The sequence below is a fragment of the Wenyingzhuangia gilva genome, from assembly GCF_030519655.1.
Taxonomy (GTDB): Bacteria; Bacteroidota; Bacteroidia; order Flavobacteriales; family Flavobacteriaceae; genus Wenyingzhuangia; species Wenyingzhuangia gilva.
Genome location: NZ_JAUMIT010000003.1, coordinates 218,053 through 243,417, shown reverse-complemented (window position 1 = coordinate 243,417; position 25,365 = coordinate 218,053). Strand labels below are relative to the sequence as shown.

Here is a 25,365-nt window from a genome sequence, read left to right as displayed (position 1 = left end):
TTATTTCGTTTTTATATCTGTTCCTAATCTTTGTAAATACGCAATTAAAGCAACAATTTCTCTTTGCTGAATTGGCACAAACTCTTCTCCTTTTGCTTTTGCTTCGGCTTGAGCCGCTTCATAACTATCTACAAAAGAAGGATCTTGCGTTAAGTTTTCTGCAATCAAATCCGCCTGAGCTTTCATGTTCTGTGCTGCATTGGCAATTTCTTCTTCTGAATATGGCACCCCTAAAGTCACCATAGTTTTCATTTTATTTTGCGTATCACTTAAATCCAACTCATTTTTTAACAACCAAGAATAAGATGGCATGATAGATCCTGGTGAAGTACTTTGTGGATCGAGCATGTGGTTAAAGTGCCAGCTATCAGAATATTTTTGACCAACTCTGTGTAAATCTGGTCCTGTACGTTTTGATCCCCATAAGAACGGATGGTCGTATACAAATTCTCCAGCTTTAGAATATTCTCCATAACGCTCTACTTCTGAACGGAAAGGACGAATCATTTGAGAGTGACAACCCACACAACCTTCACGTATGTATAAATCTCTACCTTCTAATTCTAATGGTGTATAAGGTTTAACACTGCTAATGGTTGGAATGTTAGACTCCACCATAATGGTTGGAATGATTTGAACAATTCCTCCAATTAAAATTGCTACTGTTGCAAAAATGGTTAATTGAACTGGTCTTCTTTCTAATTGTTGATGCCAAGATTCCCCTAACATTCTTCCTTTTTTTAATCTTTGCAATGGAGCTGCTTCACTTAAATCATCCTCAACTTCTGAACCTCTTTTAATGGTTGCAGAAATGTTAAACAACATTACTACAGCACCAATAATATACATAGTTCCTCCTATGGCACGCATCCAATACATTGGAATGATTTGAGTAACCGTTTCTAAAAAGTTTCCATATACTAAAGTTCCGTCAGGATTGAATTGTTTCCACATAGATGCTTGTACAAATCCTGCAATGTACATTGGGAAAGCGTAAATAATAATCCCTAATGTTCCTAACCAAAAGTGAATATTTGCTAATTTAATAGAGTGTAATTTGGTTTTAAACAATACTGGAACCAACCAATAAATCATCCCAAAAGTTAAAAATCCATTCCAAGCCAAAGCTCCAACGTGAACGTGTGCAATAATCCAATCTGAAAAGTGTGCAATAGCGTTTACATTTTTTAAAGACAACATAGGTCCTTCAAAAGTTGCCATACCATATCCTGTAATGGCTACCACCATAAACTTTAAAACAGGATCTACTCTCACTTTATCCCAAGCACCTCTTAAGGTTAACAATCCGTTGATCATACCTCCCCAAGATGGAGCAATTAACATCACTGAAAATGCAACTCCTAAATTTTGTGCCCAATCTGGCAATGCTGTGTACAACAAGTGGTGAGGTCCTGCCCAGATATAGATAAAAATCAACGACCAAAAGTGTACAATAGACAATCTATAAGAATACACAGGTCTATTAGCCGCTTTAGGAACAAAATAATACATCAAACCTAAGAATGGAGTGGTTAAGAAAAATGCTACTGCATTATGTCCATACCACCATTGTACCAAAGCATCTTGTACTCCAGCATAAACTGAATAACTTTTTAAGAAAGATACTGGTAATGCCAAACTGTTAAAAATATGTAAGACAGCTACCGTAACAAATGTTCCTAAATAAAACCAAATAGCAACATACAGGTGACGTTCTCTTCTTCTTAAAATGGTTCCAATCATATTGATACCAAATACCACCCAAATAAGAGCAATGGCAATATCAATAGGCCACTCTAGTTCTGCATATTCTTTACTAGAGGTAATTCCTAAAGGTAAAGTAATGGCTGCTGCTACAATAATTGCTTGCCATCCCCAGAAATTAATTTTACTTAGCAAATCGCTAAACATTCTAGCTTTTAATAATCTTTGTAAGGAATAGTAAATTCCTGCAAACATGGCATTCCCAATAAAGGCAAAAATAACAGCATTGGTATGTAACGGTCTTAACCTACCAAAACTTAGCCATGAAACTCCTTTGGTGATGTTTGGAAACACAAACATTAATGCTAACAGTAAACCTACTGACATTCCTATGAGTCCCCAAAACATGGTTGCGTAAATAAATTTCTTTACGACTTTGTTGTCATAATAAAATTGTTCTTTTTCCATAAAATAGTAATTCGATTAGTGGTTTTGGTTTTAAATTATTCTTGTTTATTTTTTACATCATCATTAAAAAGCATTCTAATAGCAGGAGTTTCATCATCTTCAAACTGACCATTTTTTACAGCTAAAAAGAATACGGCTAAAAACACCACCGCCACGCAAAGACTTACTATAATTAAAATGTAAATAACACTCATGTTAACTTTTATTTATAGCAAAAGTATCGGCATCATGCATAACAAAAAATGATTATTATCATGGTTTGTTTTTTTTATGTGATAAAGGAAATTGTAGTGAAATAAAAAAATATGAATTTTTTGTGACTGAAAAATTACATATATTGAAAGAGATTTCTTACACCATAAATTAACAATATATGATCAATATTAATAAAATCAAAAAAGTCGTAAGTATACTATTAGTTTTCTTAATTGTTTTAACTACTAACCTGGTTGATAAAGACAACTTTAACAGCCTAAAAAAATCAGTAACTACCATTTATGAAGATAGAATTGTGGCTAGTGATTTATTGTTTGAATCATTACTTTTAATTCATGAAAAAGAAACCGCATTAATTTCTTCTGACTCTCTTTTTTATCAAAAAAGAAATAAGCAAACCAATGATGAAATAAAAAATTATATAGAAGTCTATGATCAGACAAAACTAACGAGTAAAGAACATATCCTTTTTAACGAGTTTAAGAATGAATTTAACCATCTAAAAAAATTAGAAGAAAGTTATGTTGGTTCTAAATCTGTCAATAAATCTGAACTACTTAAAAGCATTGATAAAATCACGAATAAACTTCAAAGTTTATCAAAAATTCAACTAGAGGAAGGTAAACAGCAAATGTTTATAAGTAATAAAACCATAAAAACCATTGATTTATTTACTCAGATTGAGATTGTTTTCTTAATTATGATGGCTATTTTGGTACAGTTTATTATTTTCTATGATCCTAAGAAAAAGTAAAAAACACATCAATCATGCTGAATTCTTTTCAGCATGATTGATGTATTACCATAAGCGAACAAAAGAATTAAATTTTTCTTCTAATTCCTCTTCCCAAAACATTTGTAGCAACCGTTACAAATACTACAATAGTAATAGAGCTTAAAGGCATTAAAATAGCCGCTATCAATGGGGTTAACATTCCTGAAATGGCAAAATACAAACCTACAATATTGTATAAAATAGAGAGTAAAAAACTTATTTTAACCACTACTAAACTCACTTTACAAAATTTAAAATAAATAGGCATTTTGTTGATTTTACTAGCATCAATAATAGCATCACTGGCAGGAGAAAACACATTTACATCTTCGGCAACGGCAATTCCAACTTCTGATTGTAACAATGCCCCCGCATCATTTAAACCATCCCCTACCATCATCACTGATTGATTTTTTTGTTGACAAGCTTTTACTTGCTCTAATTTATCTTGTGGAGATTGATTGAAATAAAAATGAGCTTTGTTGGTTAATTTGTTTTCTAAAAAAACTTTAGAAGCATCATTGTCTCCAGATAAAATATTGATTTGATATTTTTTAGACAATCTTTTTAAAGTCTTAAAAATGTCATTTCTATATTGATTTCCAAACTTAAAAAAACCTTTTAAAACACCGTCTATACTTACATATACCCTACTTTCCGTTTCTATTTCTTTTTTAGAAATTCCAACAAAATTAGCGGAACCTACTTTGACTGATTTTTGATTAAAAACTCCCTGAATTCCATTTCCTTCCAACTCATCAAAATCAACAATCTCCAACAAATCAGCTTTAATTTTTTTAAATAAAGTTCTACTTAAAGGATGATTAGAATTTCTAACCAATGATTTTACCATAGACAACTCGTCGTTTGACAAAATAGCTCCTTCATAGGTAAATTCTTGTTTATTTCTAGTGGTTAAAGTTCCCGTTTTATCAAAAAAGATGGTTTGTATATTCGCTATCTTTTCAATTACAGTGCTGTCTTTTAAATAAAACCCTTGCTTTCCTAAAATACGCAATACATTTCCAAAGGCAAAAGGAGCTGACAATGCCAAGGCACATGGGCAAGCCACAATTAAAATAGAAGTAACCACATTTATGATTTGACTTTTATCTACCAAAAACCAATAAATAGCGGATGCCAAAGTAATAAATAACAATCCCCAAGTAAAATACTGACTAATAGCATCTGTAAGATTGGTTAGTTTAGAAGTTTTTTCATAAGAATTCTGACTCCACAACTTCGTTAAATAACTTTGATCTACTGTTTTTGTGACTTTAAGGGTTATGGATTTTCCTTGTTGCTTTCCTCCTGCAAAAACTTTATCACCTATTTGTTTTTCAATTAAATTGGCTTCTCCTGTCACAAAACTATAATCTAGCTTTGGATTTCCATCTACCACAATTCCATCTGTAGGAATCACCTCTTCATTTCTAATAATGATAATGTCATTGATCTGAATTTCATTTACAGGAACAATCACTTCTTTTTCATCAACCCATGTAGAAATTGCTATGGGAAAATAAGATTTAAAATCTCTTTCAAACGATAAAAAATCATAGGTTTTTTGCTGGAATAGCTTTCCTAACAACAAGAAGAAAATCAAGCCTGTTAAACTATCAAAATACCCTTGACCCGTTCCTGAAAAAAATTCATAACTACTCCTTAAAAATAAAACTAACACTCCGATACTAATAGGAACATCAATATTTAAAATTCTTTTTCTTAGCCCTTTATAGGCAGAAATAAAATAATCATTGGCCGCATAAAAAACCACTGGTAACGAAAACAAAAACATCAACAACACAAATAAAGGTTGATAATGAGCTAGCCAAATATCTGGTTTTCCAAAATAATCTGGAAAAGATAAAAACATACTGTTCCCAAAAGCAAATCCTGCAATGGCTAATTTGTAAATACTACTTTTACTCTTGTTTTTTGCTTTTTCTCCATCTTCTAAACTGATGTATGGGTCATAACCAATCATAGCCAATAACTCAACCAACTGTTGTAAAGTAATTTTGTTGTTATAGGTTACTTGAACTGTTTTTTTAGAAAAATGAACTCTTGAATTTACAATACCATCATTTAATTTTTGCAAATGTTCTAGCACCCAAACACAAGAGCTACAGTGAATTTTAGGAATATAAAGCGTTACAACTTCAATGCCATCCTCCTGAAAATCTAACAACTTACTAACAACCGTGGTATTGTTTAAAAAACCATATTTTCCTTTAACACCATCGGGAGTTAATCCAGGATTTTTTTCAAAATCATAATAAGCGGTTAAATCATTGTCTTTAAATATTTGATAAACAGTTTTACAGCCATGACAGCAAAATGTTTTTTCATCAAAAACAACAATATCTTGATCGGCAACATCACCACAATGATAACAGGATTTTTCCTCCATTTTAAACTAAATATTTATAAAGTGTAAAATTGATAATATAAGAAATGCTATACAATGACTATTATCATACAAACTTTCCGTACTTTTGAAAGTAACAAAAAAATCTTTTTACTGTGGGTAGATGTGAACAATGTTTGATTAAACAATTTAACAACTTAAACGCTTTAAGCAAAGAGGAACTATCGCGAATTTCTGATTCTAAAGATGTACATACCTTTAAAAAAGGAGAAGTCATTTTTGATGAAGGTAAATTTTCTTCTGGCGTATATTGTATTAAAGATGGAGTTTGTAAACTCTCTCAATTGAATGCAAATGGAAAAGAGCAAATTGTAAAATTTAGTAAAAAAGGAGATTTAATTGGCTACCACTCTGCCATTACTCATGAACCAAGTACCATTACGGTTACGGCTTTAAATGATGTATCTGCTTGTTACATTCCGCAAGATTTAATAAAAAAACCACTTGAAGAAAACCCTAAGTTTGCTGGAGCGATGTTTAAAACCGTTTGTAGCGACTTAAAAGAGGCTAACAACGCAATGACCAATATTTCTACCAATACAGTTCATCAACGTATGGCGGATTTAATTTTGTTTTTAAAAGAGACTTATGGAGTGGATGATAACAACACGATTAATATTCAACTAAGCAGAAAAGAAATTGCAAGCTCTGTAGGAACGGCAACAGAATCTGCGATTAGAATTTTATCTAGCTTTAAAAAAGATGGTTTAATTGATTTGGATGGGAAAGCTATTGTAATTCTTGACGAAAGTGAATTAAAACACCTTGCAGAAGGAATTTAAACATTAAATATACAAGACATTATATACAAAGAGCTATCAAATAATTTGATGGCTCTTTTTTTGTTAAAAACTATTTAGTGACCTTATAGCAACCCTAGAAATATTGTTATTTGTTAAGAACTTTTTTGTTTTGTGAAAAAGTATTTCTTTTACTCACTGCTTTTTATATGTAGTTTTATAAAAAAACTGAACTGACGAAAAACTTAATTTATAAAAAAGGTTGGGTTATTCGGAAGTTGGCTGTAATTTGAACTAAAATCTAGAAAATAAAAGAAATTGAAGAGAATTGAATACAAAAGAAATGACGAAAACCTGAAAAAAGATTTCGTTCGTGCGGGAAAACTTCTGCAAGATTTTAATTCGGCAAACTATGAGAACGAACAGCTGAAAACGGAAATATTGACCGAGCTTTTCGGAACTGTAGGAAACGGAATTTCAGTCGAACACAATTTTCATTGCGACTTAGGTTACAATATTCACGTTGGCAAGAATTTTTACGCAGGATTTAATTGTACTATTTTGGATATGGCGGAAGTAAAAATTGGCGACAATTGCCTAATCGCACCGAATGTTGGAATTTACACGGCAGGACACAATATAAGCCCGGTTGACCGACACAAAACTGGATTTGCAAAACCTATAATAATTGGAAACAATGTGTGGATTGGTGGACATTCTGTAATAATTGGTGGAGTGGAAATTGGAGATAATTCAATTATTGCTTCAGGTTCTGTTGTGACAAAAGACGTTCCAGAAAATACAATTTTTGCAGGTAATCCAGCAAAAAAACTGAAAGATATAGAAGTTGATTAATAAAAAACTACAGCCAACAAAGCATATAGCTTATGGCGGGTGAACCGGTGCCAGCAAGGTTTTCGCTCCTTAGCCAGTTTTGGTTTCGGTGGACAGGAAAGTACTTCGAAACCGCCACAAGCCATATGCAAAACGTTACTGATAGACAACAAATAACACTAAAAAAACTATGGCAGACGACGGAAGTAAAGAAGGAGCAAATTGGCCTATACCTAAGTTTAGGTTTAAAGTAGACCTTGGTACTGAACTTAAAGAAATTTTCTTTCAAGATGTATCAGGAATGGACGTTGAAAGTCAAGTAATTGAATATCGAAAAAGTAACAGCAAGCTTTTTTCTACTATTAAAACACCAGGAATAGTAAAAAACGGAAATGTTGTGATGAAAAGAGGCGTGTTTTTAAACAACAATGCTTTTTTGGATTTTCGTTCACAAATAGCCATGAATACCATCAAACGCCGAACAATTATTATTCAATTACTAAATGAGAACAATGAGGTAACCATGCAATGGCAATTAAACAATGCCTGGCCAACAAAAATAACAAGTACCAATCTTGAGTCTGACGGGAATGAGGTGGCTGTAGACACCTTAGAAATAGCACATGAAGAATTAATAATTACAAATGGATAACAACATGAAAAAAAATCTTTTTCTTACCGCAATCATCATCATTGTAAGTATTGGAACAACCAAAGCAAATTCTTTTAAAAACAATATTTACCAAGAAATTAAAAAAGATTCTGCAAGATTGTCAGAACTTGATAAATTCTGGACAGAACTATCTCGCACAGTTCGAGAAGGTGATTTTGAGGGTTACCAAGCTGCTTACCATCCAGATGCTGTTCTTGTTATTAAACAAAATAGGTCAATATCAATTACAGAAGCGCTAGACAACTGGAAACAAGGTTTTATTGATACCAAGTTGGGAAAGAAAAATGATAAGGTAGAATTTCGTTTATCAAAAAGAATTGGGAGTAAAACTACTGCGTTTGAAACAGGAATTTTCTATTTTACTTCAACAGATAGCCACGGTAACCCTACTGAAGATTATATACATTTTGAAATGCTGCTTGTAAAACGTAATGAAAAGTGGTATGCGTTAATGGAAAACCAAAAATCTGAAGCTACCAAAGAAGAATGGAAAGCTTTAGAATAGTTTTCTTACATACCTAATAACTATATAACAAATCCAAAACATTGATAATAAATGCGTTTGATATTTTTGTGAATGGTAATTTTGAGCAACCTATATTTCTTTAACCTAAGTAAGTGTTAAATTCTGTCACATATATTTTTTGTATTTTACAAGGAACCCTTGATCCATTTCCGTATGCAGTTGAAATCTTCCTTGTTTAAAAAGCACTATTTGGTATTAATATTATGTCTGTTTTTAATTAATTGTGAGCAGCCAAAAAAAAAGAATGTAATTAATAAACAGCATATTTTGAAACGTGATTTAGAGTCCATTAAAAAAGATGGTAAACTTAAAGCGCTTACAGTCTATAGCGGAACAAGCTATTTTTTATACAAGGGACAACCCATGGGTTACGAGTATGAATTACTTAAAAAATTAGCCAAACATCTAGATCTTGAACTTGAAATGGTTGTGGTTAAAGATCTTAATGAACTTATTACCAAACTCAATAAAGGTGAAGGTGATATTTTGGCACACGGACTCGCAATTACTGGAAACCGTAAAGCATCTGTATCATTTACAAACTATTTGTACCTAACCAAACAGGTATTAGTTCAAAAAAAACCAGACAATTGGCGTACCATGCATTGGCACAAATTGGAAAATGCGTTAATACAGGATGCCATAGAATTACTACAAGACACAGTATCCATTCGTGAAGGTTCATCTTACAGCGAGCGTATTGAGAATCTTAGCGATGAGCTAGGTGGTAACATTTATATTAAGAAATTATCAGGTAAAATGGCTACAGATGAAATCATTAAACAAGTAGCCAAAGGGAATATTAAATACACGATTTCAGATAATAATATCGCCAAAATTATGGCTTCCTATTATCCTATTTTGGATATTGAGGTGCCTGTTAGTTTTTCACAAAGAATTGGATGGGCCACACGTATAAACTCACCCAAATTACTAAATGCCATAAATTTATGGCTAGAAGATTTTAGAAAAGAGGTTGACTATAATGTTATTTATAACAAGTACTTTAAAAATAAAAAGAACTTTAGACGACGTGTAAAAAGCGACTTCTATAGTTTAAACAAAGAGGAAATTAGCCCTTACGATGCACTTATTCAAAAACATGCCGAAAAAATTAATTGGGATTGGCGTTTAGTAGCTTCCCTAATTTATCAAGAATCAAGATTTGATCCAAACAATAGCTCTTGGGCCAATGCCAAAGGTCTGATGCAATTGATGCCTAAAACTGCTGAAGAACTGGGAGTCCAAGATCGCAGTGACCCAAAACAAAGTATTAGTGGGGGAACTAAGTATCTTAGACAGATTTGGAATAATTTCGACAAAATTAAAGACTCTGTACAGCGAACTAAATTTACGATGGCCTCTTATAATTGTGGATTGTATCATGTTAAAGACGCTCAAAAATTAGCTGCCAAAAAAGGTTTGGATGCCTTTGTTTGGGATGACAATGTTGAAGATATGATATTGGCTTTGAGCCATCCCAAAAACTACAACAATCCTATCATAAAATACGGTTATGTTAGAGGAATAGAGCCCTATAATTACGTCAATCAAATTTTTGAACGCTATGCTCACTACACCCAATTTATTAATAAATAGCTGTTTTAAATTGAGTTAAAAGAAACTTAAAACACCTAATACCCCTAAAATCAATATAGGCTTCATTTTAGATTTAGTTCTTTTTTAAACAACTTCAAAAAATTATTTTGAGACATTAAAACACCTTGCTGAAGGAGTTTTATTTTATTCTTTTTTAATCTTAATAAGATAGTAGAGTGTATTAGATTTTTTGGTATTTTTATATTTAATAACTGTAGGTTATATCACCTATGTATTAAGAATTATTTTTTATTAATACTATTCAATAATTGCTTTGCAATTAGACAACATATAATGAACTTATCCAAGTGGTTTCAATTTATAAGACCTAATATTAGATTTTATCAAAGTGGCTTTTTTGAATTTCCTTTTTTAGCAAATAGCCCTGAACTTATGATAGAAAGTACCATAAAAACTCCGGGAAGCAAACATATTAAAAAGGATCAGGCTGTTTTTAGAAACAATCCATTTACAAAAGGATCGTTTTATTATAGAAAAATTGAAGATGGCTTATGGTTAACTGTTACTGATATACAATTTAAACATAATACCATCATCAAATCTGTTTATGATGAGAATAAACCTAGTGATCACTACACAATTACTTTTACACTTTTTGAAAGTGAAGTGAAACTTCAGAATACTTTTATAGATAAAATTCCTTTTCAAAATAAATTTTGGGGATTTAAAAAACCAGGTACTGATGTAGGTGCTTGTTTTTATAAAGGAACTAAATCTAAATTCTTTATTTATTACATCAGTCCAAATTGGATTGAAAAAAATGTGCCTTTAAATAAATTAGACAAAAATATTCCTTTTAAAAAATTTCTAGATTCTGATAAAGGATTTATCTCTTATCAAGATATTGTTCCTAATGCTGAAGGACTCTCTCACGAAATTTTACACACTCTTAAAACATTTAATGATGATATATTTAATGAAACACAATTAAAATCTCAAGCTTTTAGTTTGATATCTTCTTTTTTTAAAAATGTTTTTAGAGATGTAAGAAAAGAAAAGTATCAGGAAAAAGGTAAAGCGGATTATAAAAAAATTTCTGAATGTGAACGCTTGATATCAATTAACTTAAATGAGCCTTTTGTCGGAATTGAGATTATTGCTAAAAAACTAAATATATCTCCATCTAAATTAAAAACCGATTTTAAATCTGTTTACGGAACTTCAATAATGCAATATCATATTCAAAAGAAAATGGATTTTGCTAAACAACTCATACTTAACACCGACCTACAAATTAAATACATAGCACAAGAAGTTGGTTATGAAAGTAAAAGTAAATTTAGTATTGCCTTTAAGAAAAAACACGGAAAACTTCCGTCTGAAATACGTGTAAATAATAGTGTTGATTAACTAAAATCTTCTCTTTCACTTCCTAAAAAAAACAAAAAAATGTCTGATTGGGCTATGGATTTGTCCTAATTGGCTACTCAAATGTTTTTATGTAGAATAAATTTGATCTTAATAAATAGCCATAGATAAGTAGTCAAGTTCATGAATGTTAAATATTCTAGTCTTTGTTCTTAGATCCTAAAACAAATGTCAAAACAACTTATCTAATTAAACTATTTATAAACAATTTTTTAATAGAAAAACTCTGATTAAAAATCATTTTTATGACTACAAACACTACTTCATCAATAACACCTTTAAAACCATTATGTTTTGATGTTGAGGGGATATCATATCTAGTCACTTCTTCATCAACCGTAAAAGTAATTCCAAACAAAAACAGATTTGATTCTGGCACTGTAACAATTCCAGAAACAATTACATTTAAGAATGTGAAATATATTGTTAATAAAATTGGAGCCTCTGCTTTTTCCAATAATTATAATCTAAATAGCATTACTATCCCAAGTTCCATTTGTGCTGTAGAAGAAAATGCTTTTAACAATAATCATAATTTAATTCAAGTTATTTGTAATGTTACTACTCCAATTCCACTTGACCGAAATGTTTTTGGAGATACTACAAAAAACTGCAAATTAGTTGTTCCTAAAACAAGTTTAACTGCTTATAAAACTTCAGAAATATGGAAAAATTTTAGTTACATTACTAATCTACTACCGTTTACAGTAGCGGGTATCACTTATGAAATTACATCCGAAACAACGGTCAAGGTTGTAAAAAATTTAGACAATAATTATGTTGGTTCTATAGTAATTCCTGCCTCTATCCTTCATAATAAGGTCAAATACGATGTTACTGAAATTAGTCAAACTGCTTTCAAAAATAATGAAAATATTACTGCAATTAATATTGGAAGTAATATTACGACCATTAAAGCATTTACATTTAGTTACTGTAAAAATTTAGCATCGATAATTATTCCTAATTCTGTTACTTCTATTGAAAAATCCGCTTTTAGTTCTTCTGGATTAATCAGTTTTACTTTTCCCAACTCTGTTACTACCATTGAAAATCATTTATTCATTGGTTGTGAAAAACTAACCACTATTACTATTCCTAATACCATTACAACCATGAAAGAGTATTCTTTTGGCTGGTGTCCAAAATTAACGACCCTTGTTTGTAATATTGAATCTCCTTTAAAAATTCATTCAAATGTATTTTTTGAAACAAATATAAACGCTTGTAACTTAAAAGTTCCTTCAAAGAATATTGAAGCCTATAAAACAACTAATGTGTGGATTGGTTTTAAATCAATCATGGCCATTACAACAGTTGATACAACAAATTTATAATTTAAAAGAATATGTCTATTGATCCAAATCCGATACAAAACAATTTATTAATAGAGTTCGAAGACTCAAATGAAGCTACTATTGAAATTTTTACTGAAAATGGACAATTGTTAATGCTAAAAACAATAACTAGCTCTCAAAATAACATCAATACTAGTAACTTACAAACTGGAATGTATTGGGTTAAACTTACATCCAATAAAGGAACTACTACTAAAAAATTCATAAAGAATTAGTGTAAGTTTATTCATTAAAGGAGGGAATCTATAAATAGTGAACCTCTTTTTTCTTTAAAGATGATTGTACCTTTTGCAACTTCTTTAATTGTACCTAAAATTACATCTATACAAAGCATACATAATTTTAAATTTAACAAGTAGTCAAAAATTAATTATTTCCGTACTTTCGCAGTTCATTAGAAATAAACCAAAATGAGTATCCAAAACCATTTAGAAATTGCTGTTAAAAAAGCATTTGTAGAAATTTTTGAAACTGAAATTCCAACAGTAGAATTCCAAGCAACTCGTAAAGAATTTGATGGAGACATTACCATTGTTGTTTTTGCATTTTTAAAATTTGTAAAAGGAAATCCTGTTCAAATTGGAACTCAAATTGGAGAATACCTAAAAACCAATGTTAATTTGGTTACCGATTTTAATGTCGTAAAAGGATTCTTAAACATTTCTATCAACCCTAGTTTTTTTGTGGATAGTTTTTACGAAATCTACGATACAGATAATTACGGAACCCTGACTCCTGCTCCATCTGAAAAGGCGGTCATGGTAGAATATTCTTCTCCAAACACTAACAAACCTTTACATTTAGGTCACGTACGTAACAATTTATTAGGTTTTTCCGTAGCAGAAATTATCGCCGCAAGTGGTAAAAAAGTTTACAAAACTCAAATTATCAACGATCGTGGAATTCATATTTGTAAAAGTATGTTGGCCTGGCAAAAATTCGGAAACGGAGAAACGCCAGAAAACACAGGTTTAAAAGGGGATAAATTAGTAGGAAACTACTATGTAGCATTTGACAAAGCTTATAAAGAAGAAATAAACAACTTAATTACCCAAGGAAAAACAGAGGAAGAAGCTAAAAAACAAGCTCCTATTTTATTAGAAGCACAAGACATGTTACGCAAATGGGAATCTGGTGATGAAGAAGTGGTAAAACTTTGGAAAACGATGAACCAATGGGTATATGATGGTTTTGCTGTTTCTTACAAAAACTTAGGAGTTGAGTTTGATAAAAATTACTACGAAAGTGAAACATATCTTCTAGGAAAAGACTGTGTACAAGATGGTTTAGAAAAAGGTGTTTTTTATAAAAAAGAAGACGGTTCTGTTTGGATTGACTTAACAGATGAAGGTTTAGATGAAAAACTAGTATTACGTGGTGATGGAACTTCGGTTTACATTACCCAAGATTTAGGAACTGCTATTCAACGTTTTCAAGAATTCGATATCAATGCCTTAACCTATACTGTTGGAAATGAACAAGATTATCACTTTAAAGTATTGTTCTTAATTTTAAAGAAACTAGGATTTTCTTGGGCTGAAAACATGTATCACCTTTCTTACGGAATGGTAGATTTACCAACTGGTAAAATGAAGTCTAGAGAAGGAACTGTGGTAGATGCCGATGATTTGATGGAAGAAATGGTCAATACTGCTCGTGAAATTTCTCAAGAATTAGGAAAACTAGAAGGATATTCTGATGAGAAAAAAGAAGAATTATACAAAATTATAGGAATGGGAGCTTTAAAATATTACATTTTAAAAGTAGATCCTAAAAAACGTATTTTGTTTGATCCTAAAGAATCTATCGATTTTAACGGAAATACAGGACCTTTTATTCAATATACCTATGCTAGAATTCAATCTATTTTAAGAAAAGCAGATTTTGATTATGCAGCCAAACAAAATGTTGAAATTTCTGACAAAGAATTAGCTGTAATTAAAACCTTACAGTTGTATCCAGAAACGGTTCAATTGGCCGCAAAAAACCACAGTCCAGCATTGATTGCTAACTATACGTACGATTTGGTTAAAGAATACAACTCATTCTACCAAAGTTCATATATTTTAGGTTGTGAAGACGAAGCTGTAAAAGTTTTCAGGACACAACTCTCTGCACAAGTTGGAAATACGATTAAATCTGCCTTTAACATGTTAGGAATTGATGTTCCTGAAAGAATGTAAAAGAATTATCATATCACTTAAAAGCCCATCAACATAAATTGATGGGCTTTTTTTAGGACTTCATTTTAGATTTTAAGTACCTTAACAAGGTGAACTAAGAACACACATTGATATGATTAAAATATTTAAAACCTTTGGAGAATCTACAGAAATTGAAAAAGCAGAAAAAGGATGTTGGATCAATGTAACCAATCCAAATTCTTATGAAATAAAAACATTAACCACTAAATATAATCTTCCTGGAGATTTGGTAAATGATATTTTAGATATTGATGAACGATCTAGGGTTGAATTTGATGAGGATTGGACTTTAATCATTCTAAGAATTTCTATAGCCTCTCTTAACAACAATAACCTTCCCTTTTATACTGTTCCCATAGGTGTTTTTATCACCGAAAACTTTACGGTGTCAATTTGTTTAGAAGACAATGAGGTGTTGCCAATGAACCATCCAACCATATTTAAAGGATATACACATCAAATTTCTGACAGTATTAATTTTGTACTTCATTTATTTTTAAACTCTGGAAAATTGTATTTAAGACATTTAAAGCAAATCAACAAAATGACGAATTTGATTGAGCAAGATTTGGAAAAATCTATCAAAAACAAAGAGTTGAATAAGTTGTTAAAAATGGAAAAGTGTTTGGTGTATTTTATCACAGCATTAAAAGCCAACGAAATTGTGTTAAATAGGTTGAGAAAAAACAAAAATTTTACCAAAGACATCAATAAAGAACTAATAGATGATGCTTATATTGAAAATAGACAGGCTTTAGAAATGTCTAAAATTTACGCCAACATACAAAGCGGTATGATGGCTACTTTTACTTCCGTAATTTCTAACAACCTAAATGTGGTGATGAAAAAACTAACATTGATTTCTATTATTTTAATGATTCCAACCCTGATTGCTAGTGTTTTTGGTATGAATATTCCTAACGGATTAGAAAACATAACTTTTGCAATGCCTATTATTATTTTCGTTTCTATTCTATTATCAGTAATTGGAGTATTTGTATTTAAAAAAAGACAATGGATTTAACCTTCTATAAAACAAGAAAATAATCAACTTAAATCATACAAAATAATTACCTAACATATTGGTAACACACTCATAACATACATTTTCTGGGGTATTTTCTTTTAGCTATGTCTTAGTATAAAAGAAAAACATGATTACGTCTGAAATAGAAAAGTGTATTATTAATTACCTAAATGGAACTGCTTCTACTAAAGAATTATATGTATTAGAAGATTGGATAAAATTAGCTGGTAACAAGGAGCTTTTTAAAGAATATATAAAACTAGATTATGTTACTAGTGCCGCGCTTGCAAAAAATGATAAGTCTGATTTTATAAATAAAGAAACCCTTAGAATTAAGAACCAAACAAAAGTTAGAAAACTACTCCCGTTTAACTTGCTAAAATATGCTGCAATATTATTAATTGCGATTTGTTCTACTTATTTAGTATATCAAAATATCACAAAAAAAGAAGGTTTTATTGCTGGTACAGACCAAATTATTCTTGATTTAGGAAATGGGAAAACAGAAATTATTCAAGAAAATGGTTCTAAAGAAATTGTAGATAGTAATGGAAATGTCATCGGTGTTCAACAAGCAAATAGAATTGTTTATAATACTCCTGATAAAATATCTGAAAAAGAAATCATCAACAAATTAACGGTTCCTTACGGAAAACATTTTGAATTGGTATTGTCTGATGGAACCATGATTACCTTAAACTCTGGTACTTCAATAAAATACCCTAGTCAGTTTTCTAACAACAAAAAAAGAGAAGTATCCCTTAACGGAGAAGCTTTTTTTAATGTAGCCAAAGATCCATCACATCCATTTGTTGTAAATGCAAATCAATTAAAAATTCGTGTATTAGGAACACAATTTAATGTTTCTGCATACCCCGAAGAAAAAAACATTGCGACTGTTTTAGTTGAAGGTTTAGTAGGATTGTATGACAATGATTACTACAACACTAACTCAACAACATTATTAAACCCAGGATTTAAAGGAGTTTACAATACAGACAAACAAACCTTTTCTACTGAAAAAGTAGATACTAGAATTTATACTAGTTGGAGGACAGGAACTTTAATTTTTAGAGATATTTCTTTTAAAAATATCATCAAAAAATTAGAACGCAACTATAACATCACCATTGTTAATAACAACAAAGAATTAGATCAACAATATTTTAATGCCAGCTTTAGCGCAAAAGAAAGTGTAGAAAAAATATTAAACACTTTTAGCAAAAGTTATCCCTTTAATTATGAAACAATCAATCAAAAAATAATTATTAATTAAAAAAAGAAATTATATGAAATAAAAGTAAAGTCTAAGTATGTATCAAAAAAAAAGAAGATGCGGGAACATCTTCCTTTAGAAAAAAGTGATATAAAAATTACCACTACAATAATCTTATCAAAAATATGAAAAAAATTAAACAAATCAAGAGTAACATCTTACGCTCTTTAAAATTTAACTTAAGAACTAAGTTAACAACTATTTTCTTGTTCATTAGTTTATTTAGCACATTTGCTAATAACTACGGACAAAATATAAAAATTACCTTAAACCTTCAGAAAGTAACTATTGAAAAAGTACTTGATGAAATTGAAGCTCGTACCGAGTATAAATTCTTATATAACATTAAAGATATTGATATAAAAAAAGTAGTAAGCATTGAAGTTAAAAATGAAAAAGTTGAAAATGTGTTAAATCAACTATTTAAAAACACAAACAAAACCTACGAAATAGTAGAGAAACACATTATTATAAAAGTTAAGCCTAAAAAATTTCAAAAAATATCTCAAACCACTCCTATTGAAATTAAAGGAGTTGTAAAGGATGCTGATGGAATGCTTTTACCAGGTGTAAATATTATTGTGAAAGGAACTAATAAAGGCGTTTTATCTGGTTTTGATGGAGACTTTAGCATATTAGTTCCTAACAAAGAAAGTATTCTAGTATTTTCTTTTGCTGGAATGACTACTCAAGAAATTCTTGTTAGCAACAATACCTACCTAACAGTAACTTTAGAAGCATCTGTAGAAAAAATGGATGAAGTTGTAGTTACCGCTTTAGGGATGAAAAGAGAGAAAAAAGCGCTTGGATATTCAGTAGGTGAAATTAATTCTGAAAAAGTAAATCTTGTTCCTCAAGAAAATGTCTTAGGAGGTTTGTCTGGTAAAATTTCTGGTTTAGATATTAGAAGAGGAGGAAATGATTTAAACAACGAAACTTACGTTAATATTAGAGGAAAAACATCTTTAACTGGTAACGATCAACCATTAGTTGTTATTGATGGTTCCCCTATAGGAGACACCAATGTAATGGCTGATATTAGCGCTATGGATATTGAAAACATATCTGTATTAAAAGGAGCTAGTGCCGCTGCTCTTTATGGTTCTAGAGCTGGAAATGGGGTAATTTTAATTACCACAAAATCTGGTAAAAACACCAAAAAAGGGATTGGCGTTACTTTTAACACTACCACTACTTTTAACACTCCATATAAATATATTGACTTACAAAACAGATTTACCAATGGTCAAAAAGGACAATTTGACGAAGCTACTTGGCAACATTGGTACGGAGCTGAAGCAGGAACACCAGCGGTACAGTGGAATAGTAACGGACAAGAAACACCTTTAAAATTTCACGATAATAGCTTACAAGACTATTTTAAAACAGGTGTAACCACTATTAATGATGTAAGTGTTTCTGGTGCGTATGATAAAGGGAACTTTCGTTTATCATTATCTCACTTAAAAGGAGAAGGTTTTACACCAGGTACAGAACTAAAAAAAATTGGTGTTAATTTAACTACTAGTTATAAAATAACAGATAAAGTAACGTTATCTACCAACATCAACCTATCTAATCCAAATTCAGACAACTACCCTATTCAATCTTTAGGAGGAAATGATCAATATTTTGATATTTATAATATTGCTCCCCATATCAATATCAATGATTTAAAAGATAATTATTGGGAAGTAAAAAACACCAAACAAAATAAAATAACAGAAGGATATAACAATCCTTGGTTTTCTGCATACGAAAGAAGAAATACGTTTGATAAAATAAGAGGTTTTGGAAACATTAAATTAGACTGGGAAATTACTTCAGACCTTAATGCAATGGCTAGGGTTTCTAATAGTAGCAATAGTAACAAAACAGAAATTATTAAACCTTGGTCTTTTGATGGGTTTGGAAGTAGTAAACCTTTTGGATCTTATAACATTAGTGAAAGTACCGCTAGAGAAACCAATGTTGATGTGTTATTTTCTTATAAAAAGAAGTTAGGAGATTTCCATATAGATCCTTCTTTAGGAGGTAATATTATGAATAGCATTAGCAAATCTATCAATGCTGGAGGTGATAATTTGGTTTTGCCTGGTCTTTACACACTTTCTAACGTATCTAGAGGTGGATTATCTTATGCAAGCGCTAGCTATAAAAAAGCTATATATAGTGCATACGGAATGTTGGCTTTGGCTTATAAAGATTATGTTTTTGTTGATGTAACCGCTCGTAATGATTGGTCTAGTACATTACCAAAAGAAAACAGATCCTATTTCTACCCATCGGTATCAACAAGTGTATTGGTATCACAATTTGTAAATATGCCACAATGGATCTCTCTTTTTAAATTAAGATCTAGTTGGGCACAAGTTGGTAAAGATACTTCACCATACTTAATCAACCCTACGCTTTCGCAAGGATATTGGGGTGATGATTTTACTTACTCACTTCCAAGCAGTATGCCTAACACCAATTTAAAACCAGAAATTGCAACTTCTTATGAAGTGGGTACAGATATCAAATTTTTTCATAGTCGTTTAGGTTTTGATGCAACCTACTATAAAACTCAAAACAAAAATCAAATTTTAAATGTTGCCGTTTCTCCTTTAACCGGTTACACTAGTACAACTATTAACGCTGGTAATGTTGAAAATTACGGAATTGAATTGGGAATGAACATTGTTCCTATTAAAACAAAAGATTTGTTATGGGACATGAACTTTAACTTTACCAAGCAACAAAGTAAATTAGTTGAATTAGTTGATGGTATTGATCGTGTTTCTTTTGGTGGAGGAAGAGATATGGGGGCTTTTACCAAAGTTGGTGGTATTATTGGAGATTTATATGCTCCTTATGTTAAAAAAGTAGAAGAAGGAGAGTACAAAGGCTGGAATTTATTAGATGCCAACGGTAGATGGGAAGTAGATAGAGCTCAAGAAAATCAACCAAAAATTGGTAACTTTAACAATGATTTCACTATTGGGTTTAACACATCTGTTTCTTATAAAAACTTTACGCTTTCTGCTAGTATCGATTGGAGACAAGGTGGTGACTTCTTTTCTGAATCCATGAAAAGAATGGCTCGTTCTGGTAAAATTGAAAGCTGGAACAATGGTATTAGTACAAGTACTTTTACAGGAGTCTTAAATGCTAATTCTTATGGTGGAGATAGAACTACGTTGGCAAATGAAATTAAATCTAACCCTATTTACAGAGATAACAATGTTTGGGTTGGTGGTAGAAATAAAGATCTTGGAGGATTTGAATATAACGGAAACTACAACGGTGCCTTTTTTCCTGGGGTAATAGACAATGGAGATGGTACTTATACCGAAAACTTTGGAGCTCCAGGTACTAAATTCTTTGATGCTTATAGAGTTGTGGAATCTAGCGGTAGTTTCTGGAGAACTGGAGATACTTTTATGTATGATGCTTCTTTTATAAAATTAAGAGACATTACACTAACCTATAAATTTCCTGAAAACATTACAAAATTTGTTTCTGCACAAAACATTTCGCTTTCTATTTACGCAAAAAACATCATGTTGTGGACAAAAGCAGACATAGGTATAGATCCTGAATTGGCTTTTAACGATGGAAATCAAGGTTTTGAAAAATGGAATCTTGCTCCTTGGACAGCTCCAGTGGGATTTAGACTTAATGTTAGTTTTTAATTTATAAATACAATCAAAATGAAAAAAAATATAATCACATTTTCACTATCAATTTTAGCGCTTTTTGCTAGTTCATGTAGTGAATCTTTAGACGATATAAACACAAGTCCAAACACACTTCCTGACACTGAAGTTGATATTAAATTTGTGCTTACAGGTATTCTGTCTGGATCTGCTAAAATAAACAGTAAAATGTCTTACGATTGGGGAGAACTTTCTGCAGCGAATCAATATTTACAGAGAGATTTTACTAGTTATGAAGAGAATAATTATCAATGGGGAGCTGTTGATTTTGGTAACTTTTATGAACCTTTAAAAGATAGTGAATACATTTACAAAAGAGCCGAAACAGAAAAAAAGGATGAAGTAAAAAACTATTATCAAGCTGTTGCACTCATCATGAAATCTTATCATTTTGGATTTATTACTTCTGCTTTTGGAGATGTTCCGTATAGCAAAGCTTTAAATGCTGAAAAAGGAGGAGATGAATTTTTTAAACCTCAATATGATACTCAAAAAGAAGTGTTTATAGGTATTATTAACAGTTTAAAACAAGCAAACACACTTTTAAAAAATACCACCATTTGTAAAGAAGCCATAGATAGTGATGTGATGTACCATGGTGATGGACAAAAATGGAGAAAGTTAGCAAACTCTTTACTTTTAAGATTTTACATGCGTTTGTCAGAAAAAAATGATACAGATATTAACGTATCCACAGAAATCGCAAACATTGTTAATAATCCTAATGAATTTCCTGTTCTACAAGACAATAACGACAATGCTGTAGTGTCTTACATTGGTACTGATAGTAATAATAGCTGGCCTGGAGGAGCATTAAACTGGAGTAACCGCTCTGAATTTTACCGTAGAAAACCATCTGCTACCATTGTTAATGACTTAATAAGTTTAAAAGATCCTCGTTTAACCAAATGGATAAAACCCGTTGATGCTCAACTTGTACAAGGAGCTACGAACCAAGTAGTGTTAGAAAACAACAGAATAAAACGTTATGTTGATATAGATATCAATGCTTTAAATACTGATAACAATTTAGAAAATGATATTAACACCAATTTGTTTGTTGGTTTACCAATTGCTTTAAGTGCTCCTAATGATTTTAATATGGGAGGAACGCTTAGTGATGTTAAAAATGATATCTCTAGTCTAAATGGAAATATTTATTTAAATGCTGCTGCCAATCCTCATACTTCTTATTTAGCAGATATGTATTCTGAAAATAGCCACGAAATGGTCAAATCTATTTTTATGACTTCGGCAGAAGTAAAATTCTTATTAGCAGAAGCTAGTGCCCGTGGATACATCAATAACAATGCATATGAATACTACAAAGCTGGAATTGAATTATCATTCAATCAATACCAAATTAATGATGGTGATGCAAATGCTGTTTATGATAACGTAAACAACACATTAATTGCTTTTAATCAAAATGAATACATCACAAACGCTAAACAAATTTTTGACAATGCAGGGAATAAACTAGCACCTATTATGCATCAAAAATGGATTGCTCTTTGGTTAACTACAGAATCTTGGTTTGACTTTAGAAGAACTGGATATCCTGATTTAAACAAAAACATCATTTCTGGAACAAAAGGAAAACAAACTCCTGTTAGGTTTTTTTACACCGATCCTTATAATGAGAACAATATGTTAAAAGCAATTCAAAACCTACAACCAACTACCAATGACCAATGGTCTAACATGTGGTTATTACAATAATTAGTATTTATAACAGGAGCTTTAAAAGCTCCTGTTTACTTATATCTAAAACCAAATAAAATAAAAATGAATAAAACAATAAGTACTCTTTTAGGATTATTAATCTGTGTAGCTTGTACTCAAAAAAGTGAAGAAACTCATACGCATAATGAAGATGATCACCATCATTCTCATTATTCATCGATGGCTAACATACCGGCTCATAAACTAATATTCCCTTCTAAAGCCCCAGACAGAATTATTGTGAGTCTTACCGAAGACCCAAATCATAGTTTTTCTGTAAACTGGAGAACTAGTCAAGAAATAGACACAGCCTATGTACAAATTGCCGAAGAAACCCATGGCCCTGATTTTTTACTTGATAAAGACTTGCAACAAATTATTGCTGCTACAGAATTAATTCAAGTTGAAAACACAAGAGATGAAGAACCATTGGTAAATGCAGCATATCACTCTGCAATTATAAAACAATTAAAGGCTGGTACTACTTATGTTTATCGTGTAGGAGACGGTGGCAAAAATGATGATACATGGAGCGAATGGTTTCAGATTAAAACCCCATCAACAAACCAAAATGAACCTTTTAGTTTTATCTATTTTGGTGATGCACAAAACGATGTAAAATCAATGTGGTCTAGAGTGATTCGAAAATCGTACAAAATGATGCCCGAAGTAGATTTTATGTTGCATGCAGGTGATTTAATTAATCACAGTGAATCTGACAGAGAATGGGGAGAATGGTTTTATGCGGGTAGTTTTATACATGCAACTGTGCCAAGTATTATGACTCCTGGAAACCATGAATATGACAAAAGTGTTGACCGAAAAAAACTATCTTCTCTTTGGAGACCACAATTTACATTGCCTGAAAATGGTCCTTTAGAGGAATTAAAAGAAACTTGCTATGCCTTAGATTATCAGAACATGAAATTGATTTCTATTGATGCTCAAAGTTTTAGCAATAGCGAACGATCAAGACAAGCACAAACCAAATGGCTAGATTCAGTTTTGTCTAAAAACACTAAAAAATGGATTACATTAACCATGCACTTTCCTATTTTTTCTACAGCAAAAGGGAGAGACAATAAAGAGTTAAGAGAATCTTTAAAACCTTTAATAGACAAGTATAATGTGGATTTGGTTTTACAAGGTCACGACCACACCTATGCAAGAGGATATGCTTCAAACGAAGGTTTAGGAAAAACTATTGTACAAGATGCAGGAGCGGTTTACGCCGTATCCGTTAGTGGACCTAAAATGTATGAATCTCAAAAACAAGACTGGATGGTTAAAAGAGGAGAATATGTACAACTATTTCAGATCATTACTGTAGAAAATAGTACCATTCACTACAACTCATATACAACTAAAGGAGAAGTATATGATAGCTTTAGTTTGATTAAAGATGAGAATGGAAATAAAAAGCTCATCAACAACAAATCAGAGGTAACAATGAGATTAAAAAAAGATTATGTTAAAGAAAAATAAGTTTTGTTTCTTTGTTTATGCAATCATGGTCTTTAGCAGGTAGCCATGATGGAAAACCGTCTATTTTTTAGACGGTTTTTTTATTTTATCACCTCCTATTAAGTTACCTCTAATAATGTTATAAGCATTTGTAATATGATTTTCTACAGCCTTTACTGTTATGTTTAAATGTTCCGAAATCTCTTGATTGGTTAAACCTTCTTGTTTGCTAAGTAAAAAAACTTGTTTACACTTAGTTGGCAAATTTTCAATTTCATTATGAACCAAAGCTAACCTGTGATCATCAGCACTTATATCATCTGATAAAGTATTAATTGTCTCAAAAAAAACAGTATCTAAAGAAATTGAAGATTGTTGCTTTCTATAATTATTAATAAATTCATTATACACAGATTTGTATAAAAAGCTTTTGAAAGATTCTTTTATTTTAAGCTGTTTTCTATTTTCCCAAATTCGCATAAAAACATTCTGAACAATATCTTCTGCTAAGACTTGGCTTTTAGAAATGCTATAAGCATAAAGAAATAGTTTTTTATAGTATGTCTCAATTAAATACATGTATGCTTTCTCATCACCTTTAATAAGTTTTTTTATCAGAGTTTCTGTATCCTTACCTACATTCATGATTATACTAAGAGTAATATGAAATGTAAATTTCAGTTATAAAAACTAAAAAACGGACGAATAATAATTACCTTATCATTAAGATAATTATATCAATAAGTAAAATTATTGGAGATTATTGATATTATCTTTTTTCACTATACTAATTTTACCATTATTTAATGCTTCTAAACATATAAATCCATATCAACCTAGAGAGTTTGATATTGAAAAAAGTTAAGAGCACCATCACAACCACTATTATTGGTATAATTCTTAAATCTAACGATTTATCAAAAAATTGACTTGCCACAAAATAAGTCATCAATGCTTCGGCAACGCCTAAACCATAACTAACATACATCGCTCCAATAAAAAAACCAGGTTCTTTGATAAATTTATTGTGACAAACACTACACTCATCATTCATCTTTGGCGTTTTAAGACTCAAAAAAATATTTTTGTCTTTATAAACTTTTCCTTTACCACATTTAGGACATCTATTACCAAATATAGATTTTATTGCTTTGAACATTTTACTTATTTTAATTGTAAATAATTACAAAATATTAATATAACAAAAGTAAGCACTTGTCAATGTTAAAATAATTCTTATCTTCTCCATTTATAG

General features: G+C 30.9%; 20 protein-coding genes. 15 read left to right on the top strand and 5 right to left on the bottom strand.

Features of this window, described 5'->3' with window-relative positions; translation table 11 throughout:
* Entirely contained in the window at positions 1-2,172 is a 2,172-nt protein-coding gene (gene ccoN / locus QVZ41_RS08075; protein ID WP_302884050.1) for a cytochrome-c oxidase, cbb3-type subunit I, read from the bottom strand.
* Between the two features lie 35 nt (positions 2,173-2,207).
* On the bottom strand, positions 2,208-2,366 hold the full coding sequence (gene ccoS, locus QVZ41_RS08070; RefSeq protein ID WP_302884049.1) for a cbb3-type cytochrome oxidase assembly protein CcoS: 159 nt from the start codon (positions 2,364-2,366) through the stop codon (positions 2,208-2,210).
* Between the two features lie 179 nt (positions 2,367-2,545).
* On the opposite strand from ccoS, the gene QVZ41_RS08065 reads away from it, so the two are divergent.
* On the top strand, positions 2,546-3,142 hold the full coding sequence (locus tag QVZ41_RS08065) for an MCP four helix bundle domain-containing protein (protein ID WP_302884048.1): 597 nt from the start codon (positions 2,546-2,548) through the stop codon (positions 3,140-3,142).
* A gap of 67 nt (positions 3,143-3,209) precedes the next feature.
* Here the strand turns inward: QVZ41_RS08065 and QVZ41_RS08060 are convergent, their stop codons facing one another.
* Positions 3,210-5,576, bottom strand: coding sequence for a heavy metal translocating P-type ATPase (locus QVZ41_RS08060; RefSeq protein ID WP_302884047.1), 2,367 nt, complete (start codon positions 5,574-5,576; stop codon positions 3,210-3,212).
* Between the two features lie 134 nt (positions 5,577-5,710).
* Here QVZ41_RS08060 and QVZ41_RS08055 point away from each other — a divergent pair, with 134 nt between their 5' ends.
* The 14 genes from QVZ41_RS08055 (at position 5,711) to QVZ41_RS07990 (ending at position 24,131) form a co-directional block, all read left to right on the top strand.
* Positions 5,711-6,376, top strand: coding sequence for a Crp/Fnr family transcriptional regulator (locus tag QVZ41_RS08055; protein ID WP_302884046.1), 666 nt, complete (start codon positions 5,711-5,713; stop codon positions 6,374-6,376).
* A gap of 276 nt (positions 6,377-6,652) precedes the next feature.
* On the top strand, positions 6,653-7,189 hold the full coding sequence (locus tag QVZ41_RS08050) for a sugar O-acetyltransferase (protein ID WP_233777165.1): 537 nt from the start codon (positions 6,653-6,655) through the stop codon (positions 7,187-7,189).
* A gap of 169 nt (positions 7,190-7,358) precedes the next feature.
* Positions 7,359-7,820, top strand: coding sequence for a phage tail protein (locus tag QVZ41_RS08045; RefSeq protein WP_302884045.1), 462 nt, complete (start codon positions 7,359-7,361; stop codon positions 7,818-7,820).
* A gap of 4 nt (positions 7,821-7,824) precedes the next feature.
* Entirely contained in the window at positions 7,825-8,346 is a 522-nt protein-coding gene (locus tag QVZ41_RS08040) for a Cif family virulence factor (protein ID WP_302884044.1), read from the top strand.
* A gap of 210 nt (positions 8,347-8,556) precedes the next feature.
* The gene (locus QVZ41_RS08035; RefSeq protein WP_302884043.1) at positions 8,557-9,966 is read left to right on the top strand and encodes an MltF family protein; all 1,410 of its coding nucleotides are present in this window, start codon (positions 8,557-8,559) and stop codon (positions 9,964-9,966) included.
* A gap of 393 nt (positions 9,967-10,359) precedes the next feature.
* The gene (locus QVZ41_RS08030; protein WP_302884042.1) at positions 10,360-11,337 is read left to right on the top strand and encodes a helix-turn-helix domain-containing protein; all 978 of its coding nucleotides are present in this window, start codon (positions 10,360-10,362) and stop codon (positions 11,335-11,337) included.
* Between the two features lie 263 nt (positions 11,338-11,600).
* A complete protein-coding gene (locus tag QVZ41_RS08025) occupies positions 11,601-12,692 on the top strand; it encodes a leucine-rich repeat domain-containing protein (RefSeq protein ID WP_302884040.1) in 1,092 nt (363 codons plus the stop codon).
* A gap of 11 nt (positions 12,693-12,703) precedes the next feature.
* Complete coding sequence (locus QVZ41_RS08020) at positions 12,704-12,928, top strand: T9SS type A sorting domain-containing protein (protein WP_302884039.1); 225 nt, start codon at positions 12,704-12,706, stop codon at positions 12,926-12,928.
* A gap of 195 nt (positions 12,929-13,123) precedes the next feature.
* Positions 13,124-14,896 (top strand): arginine--tRNA ligase, encoded by a 1,773-nt coding sequence (gene argS / locus QVZ41_RS08015; protein WP_302884038.1) that lies wholly within the window; start codon positions 13,124-13,126, stop codon positions 14,894-14,896.
* Between the two features lie 112 nt (positions 14,897-15,008).
* Positions 15,009-15,941 carry a magnesium transporter CorA family protein gene (locus QVZ41_RS08010; protein ID WP_302884037.1) on the top strand — a complete coding sequence of 311 codons (933 nt, stop codon included), beginning with the start codon at positions 15,009-15,011 and terminating at the stop codon, positions 15,939-15,941.
* 130 nt (positions 15,942-16,071) lie between these two features.
* Positions 16,072-17,220, top strand: coding sequence for a FecR family protein (locus tag QVZ41_RS08005; RefSeq protein ID WP_302884036.1), 1,149 nt, complete (start codon positions 16,072-16,074; stop codon positions 17,218-17,220).
* A gap of 125 nt (positions 17,221-17,345) precedes the next feature.
* Positions 17,346-20,897: a SusC/RagA family TonB-linked outer membrane protein gene (locus QVZ41_RS08000; RefSeq protein WP_302884034.1), complete on the top strand. Its 3,552-nt coding sequence runs from the start codon at positions 17,346-17,348 to the stop codon at positions 20,895-20,897.
* A gap of 18 nt (positions 20,898-20,915) precedes the next feature.
* Positions 20,916-22,643: a SusD/RagB family nutrient-binding outer membrane lipoprotein gene (locus QVZ41_RS07995; protein ID WP_302884033.1), complete on the top strand. Its 1,728-nt coding sequence runs from the start codon at positions 20,916-20,918 to the stop codon at positions 22,641-22,643.
* A gap of 66 nt (positions 22,644-22,709) precedes the next feature.
* The gene (locus QVZ41_RS07990) at positions 22,710-24,131 is read left to right on the top strand and encodes a purple acid phosphatase family protein (RefSeq protein ID WP_302884032.1); all 1,422 of its coding nucleotides are present in this window, start codon (positions 22,710-22,712) and stop codon (positions 24,129-24,131) included.
* A gap of 60 nt (positions 24,132-24,191) precedes the next feature.
* On the opposite strand, the gene QVZ41_RS07985 is transcribed toward QVZ41_RS07990, so the two are convergent.
* Together QVZ41_RS07985 and QVZ41_RS07980 are read right to left on the bottom strand one after the other, a co-directional pair.
* Positions 24,192-24,755 (bottom strand): RNA polymerase sigma factor, encoded by a 564-nt coding sequence (locus QVZ41_RS07985; protein WP_302884031.1) that lies wholly within the window; start codon positions 24,753-24,755, stop codon positions 24,192-24,194.
* A 154-nt stretch (positions 24,756-24,909) separates the two neighbouring features.
* Positions 24,910-25,269 (bottom strand): DUF983 domain-containing protein, encoded by a 360-nt coding sequence (locus QVZ41_RS07980; protein ID WP_302884030.1) that lies wholly within the window; start codon positions 25,267-25,269, stop codon positions 24,910-24,912.
* Between the last annotated feature and the right edge of the window lie 96 nt (positions 25,270-25,365).

Bases quoted from the DNA above. Each gene is read 5' to 3' on its own strand.
- ccoS (WP_302884049.1), bottom strand. From the start codon at position 2,366: ATGAGTGTTATTTACATTTTAATTATAGTAAGTCTTTGCGTGGCGGTG.
- QVZ41_RS08065 (WP_302884048.1), top strand. From the start codon at position 2,546: ATGATCAATATTAATAAAATCAAAAAAGTCGTAAGTATACTATTAGTT.
- QVZ41_RS07985 (WP_302884031.1), bottom strand. From the start codon at position 24,755: ATGAATGTAGGTAAGGATACAGAAACTCTGATAAAAAAACTTATTAAA.
- QVZ41_RS08020 (WP_302884039.1), top strand. From the start codon at position 12,704: ATGTCTATTGATCCAAATCCGATACAAAACAATTTATTAATAGAGTTC.
- QVZ41_RS08045 (WP_302884045.1), top strand. From the start codon at position 7,359: ATGGCAGACGACGGAAGTAAAGAAGGAGCAAATTGGCCTATACCTAAG.
- QVZ41_RS08025 (WP_302884040.1), top strand. From the start codon at position 11,601: ATGACTACAAACACTACTTCATCAATAACACCTTTAAAACCATTATGT.
- QVZ41_RS07995 (WP_302884033.1), top strand. From the start codon at position 20,916: ATGAAAAAAAATATAATCACATTTTCACTATCAATTTTAGCGCTTTTT.
- QVZ41_RS08010 (WP_302884037.1), top strand. From the start codon at position 15,009: ATGATTAAAATATTTAAAACCTTTGGAGAATCTACAGAAATTGAAAAA.
- QVZ41_RS08060 (WP_302884047.1), bottom strand. From the start codon at position 5,576: ATGGAGGAAAAATCCTGTTATCATTGTGGTGATGTTGCCGATCAAGAT.
- QVZ41_RS08030 (WP_302884042.1), top strand. From the start codon at position 10,360: ATGATAGAAAGTACCATAAAAACTCCGGGAAGCAAACATATTAAAAAG.
- ccoN (WP_302884050.1), bottom strand. From the start codon at position 2,172: ATGGAAAAAGAACAATTTTATTATGACAACAAAGTCGTAAAGAAATTT.
- QVZ41_RS08000 (WP_302884034.1), top strand. From the start codon at position 17,346: ATGAAAAAAATTAAACAAATCAAGAGTAACATCTTACGCTCTTTAAAA.
- QVZ41_RS07980 (WP_302884030.1), bottom strand. From the start codon at position 25,269: ATGTTCAAAGCAATAAAATCTATATTTGGTAATAGATGTCCTAAATGT.
- QVZ41_RS08005 (WP_302884036.1), top strand. From the start codon at position 16,072: ATGATTACGTCTGAAATAGAAAAGTGTATTATTAATTACCTAAATGGA.
- QVZ41_RS07990 (WP_302884032.1), top strand. From the start codon at position 22,710: ATGAATAAAACAATAAGTACTCTTTTAGGATTATTAATCTGTGTAGCT.
- argS (WP_302884038.1), top strand. From the start codon at position 13,124: ATGAGTATCCAAAACCATTTAGAAATTGCTGTTAAAAAAGCATTTGTA.
- QVZ41_RS08040 (WP_302884044.1), top strand. From the start codon at position 7,825: ATGAAAAAAAATCTTTTTCTTACCGCAATCATCATCATTGTAAGTATT.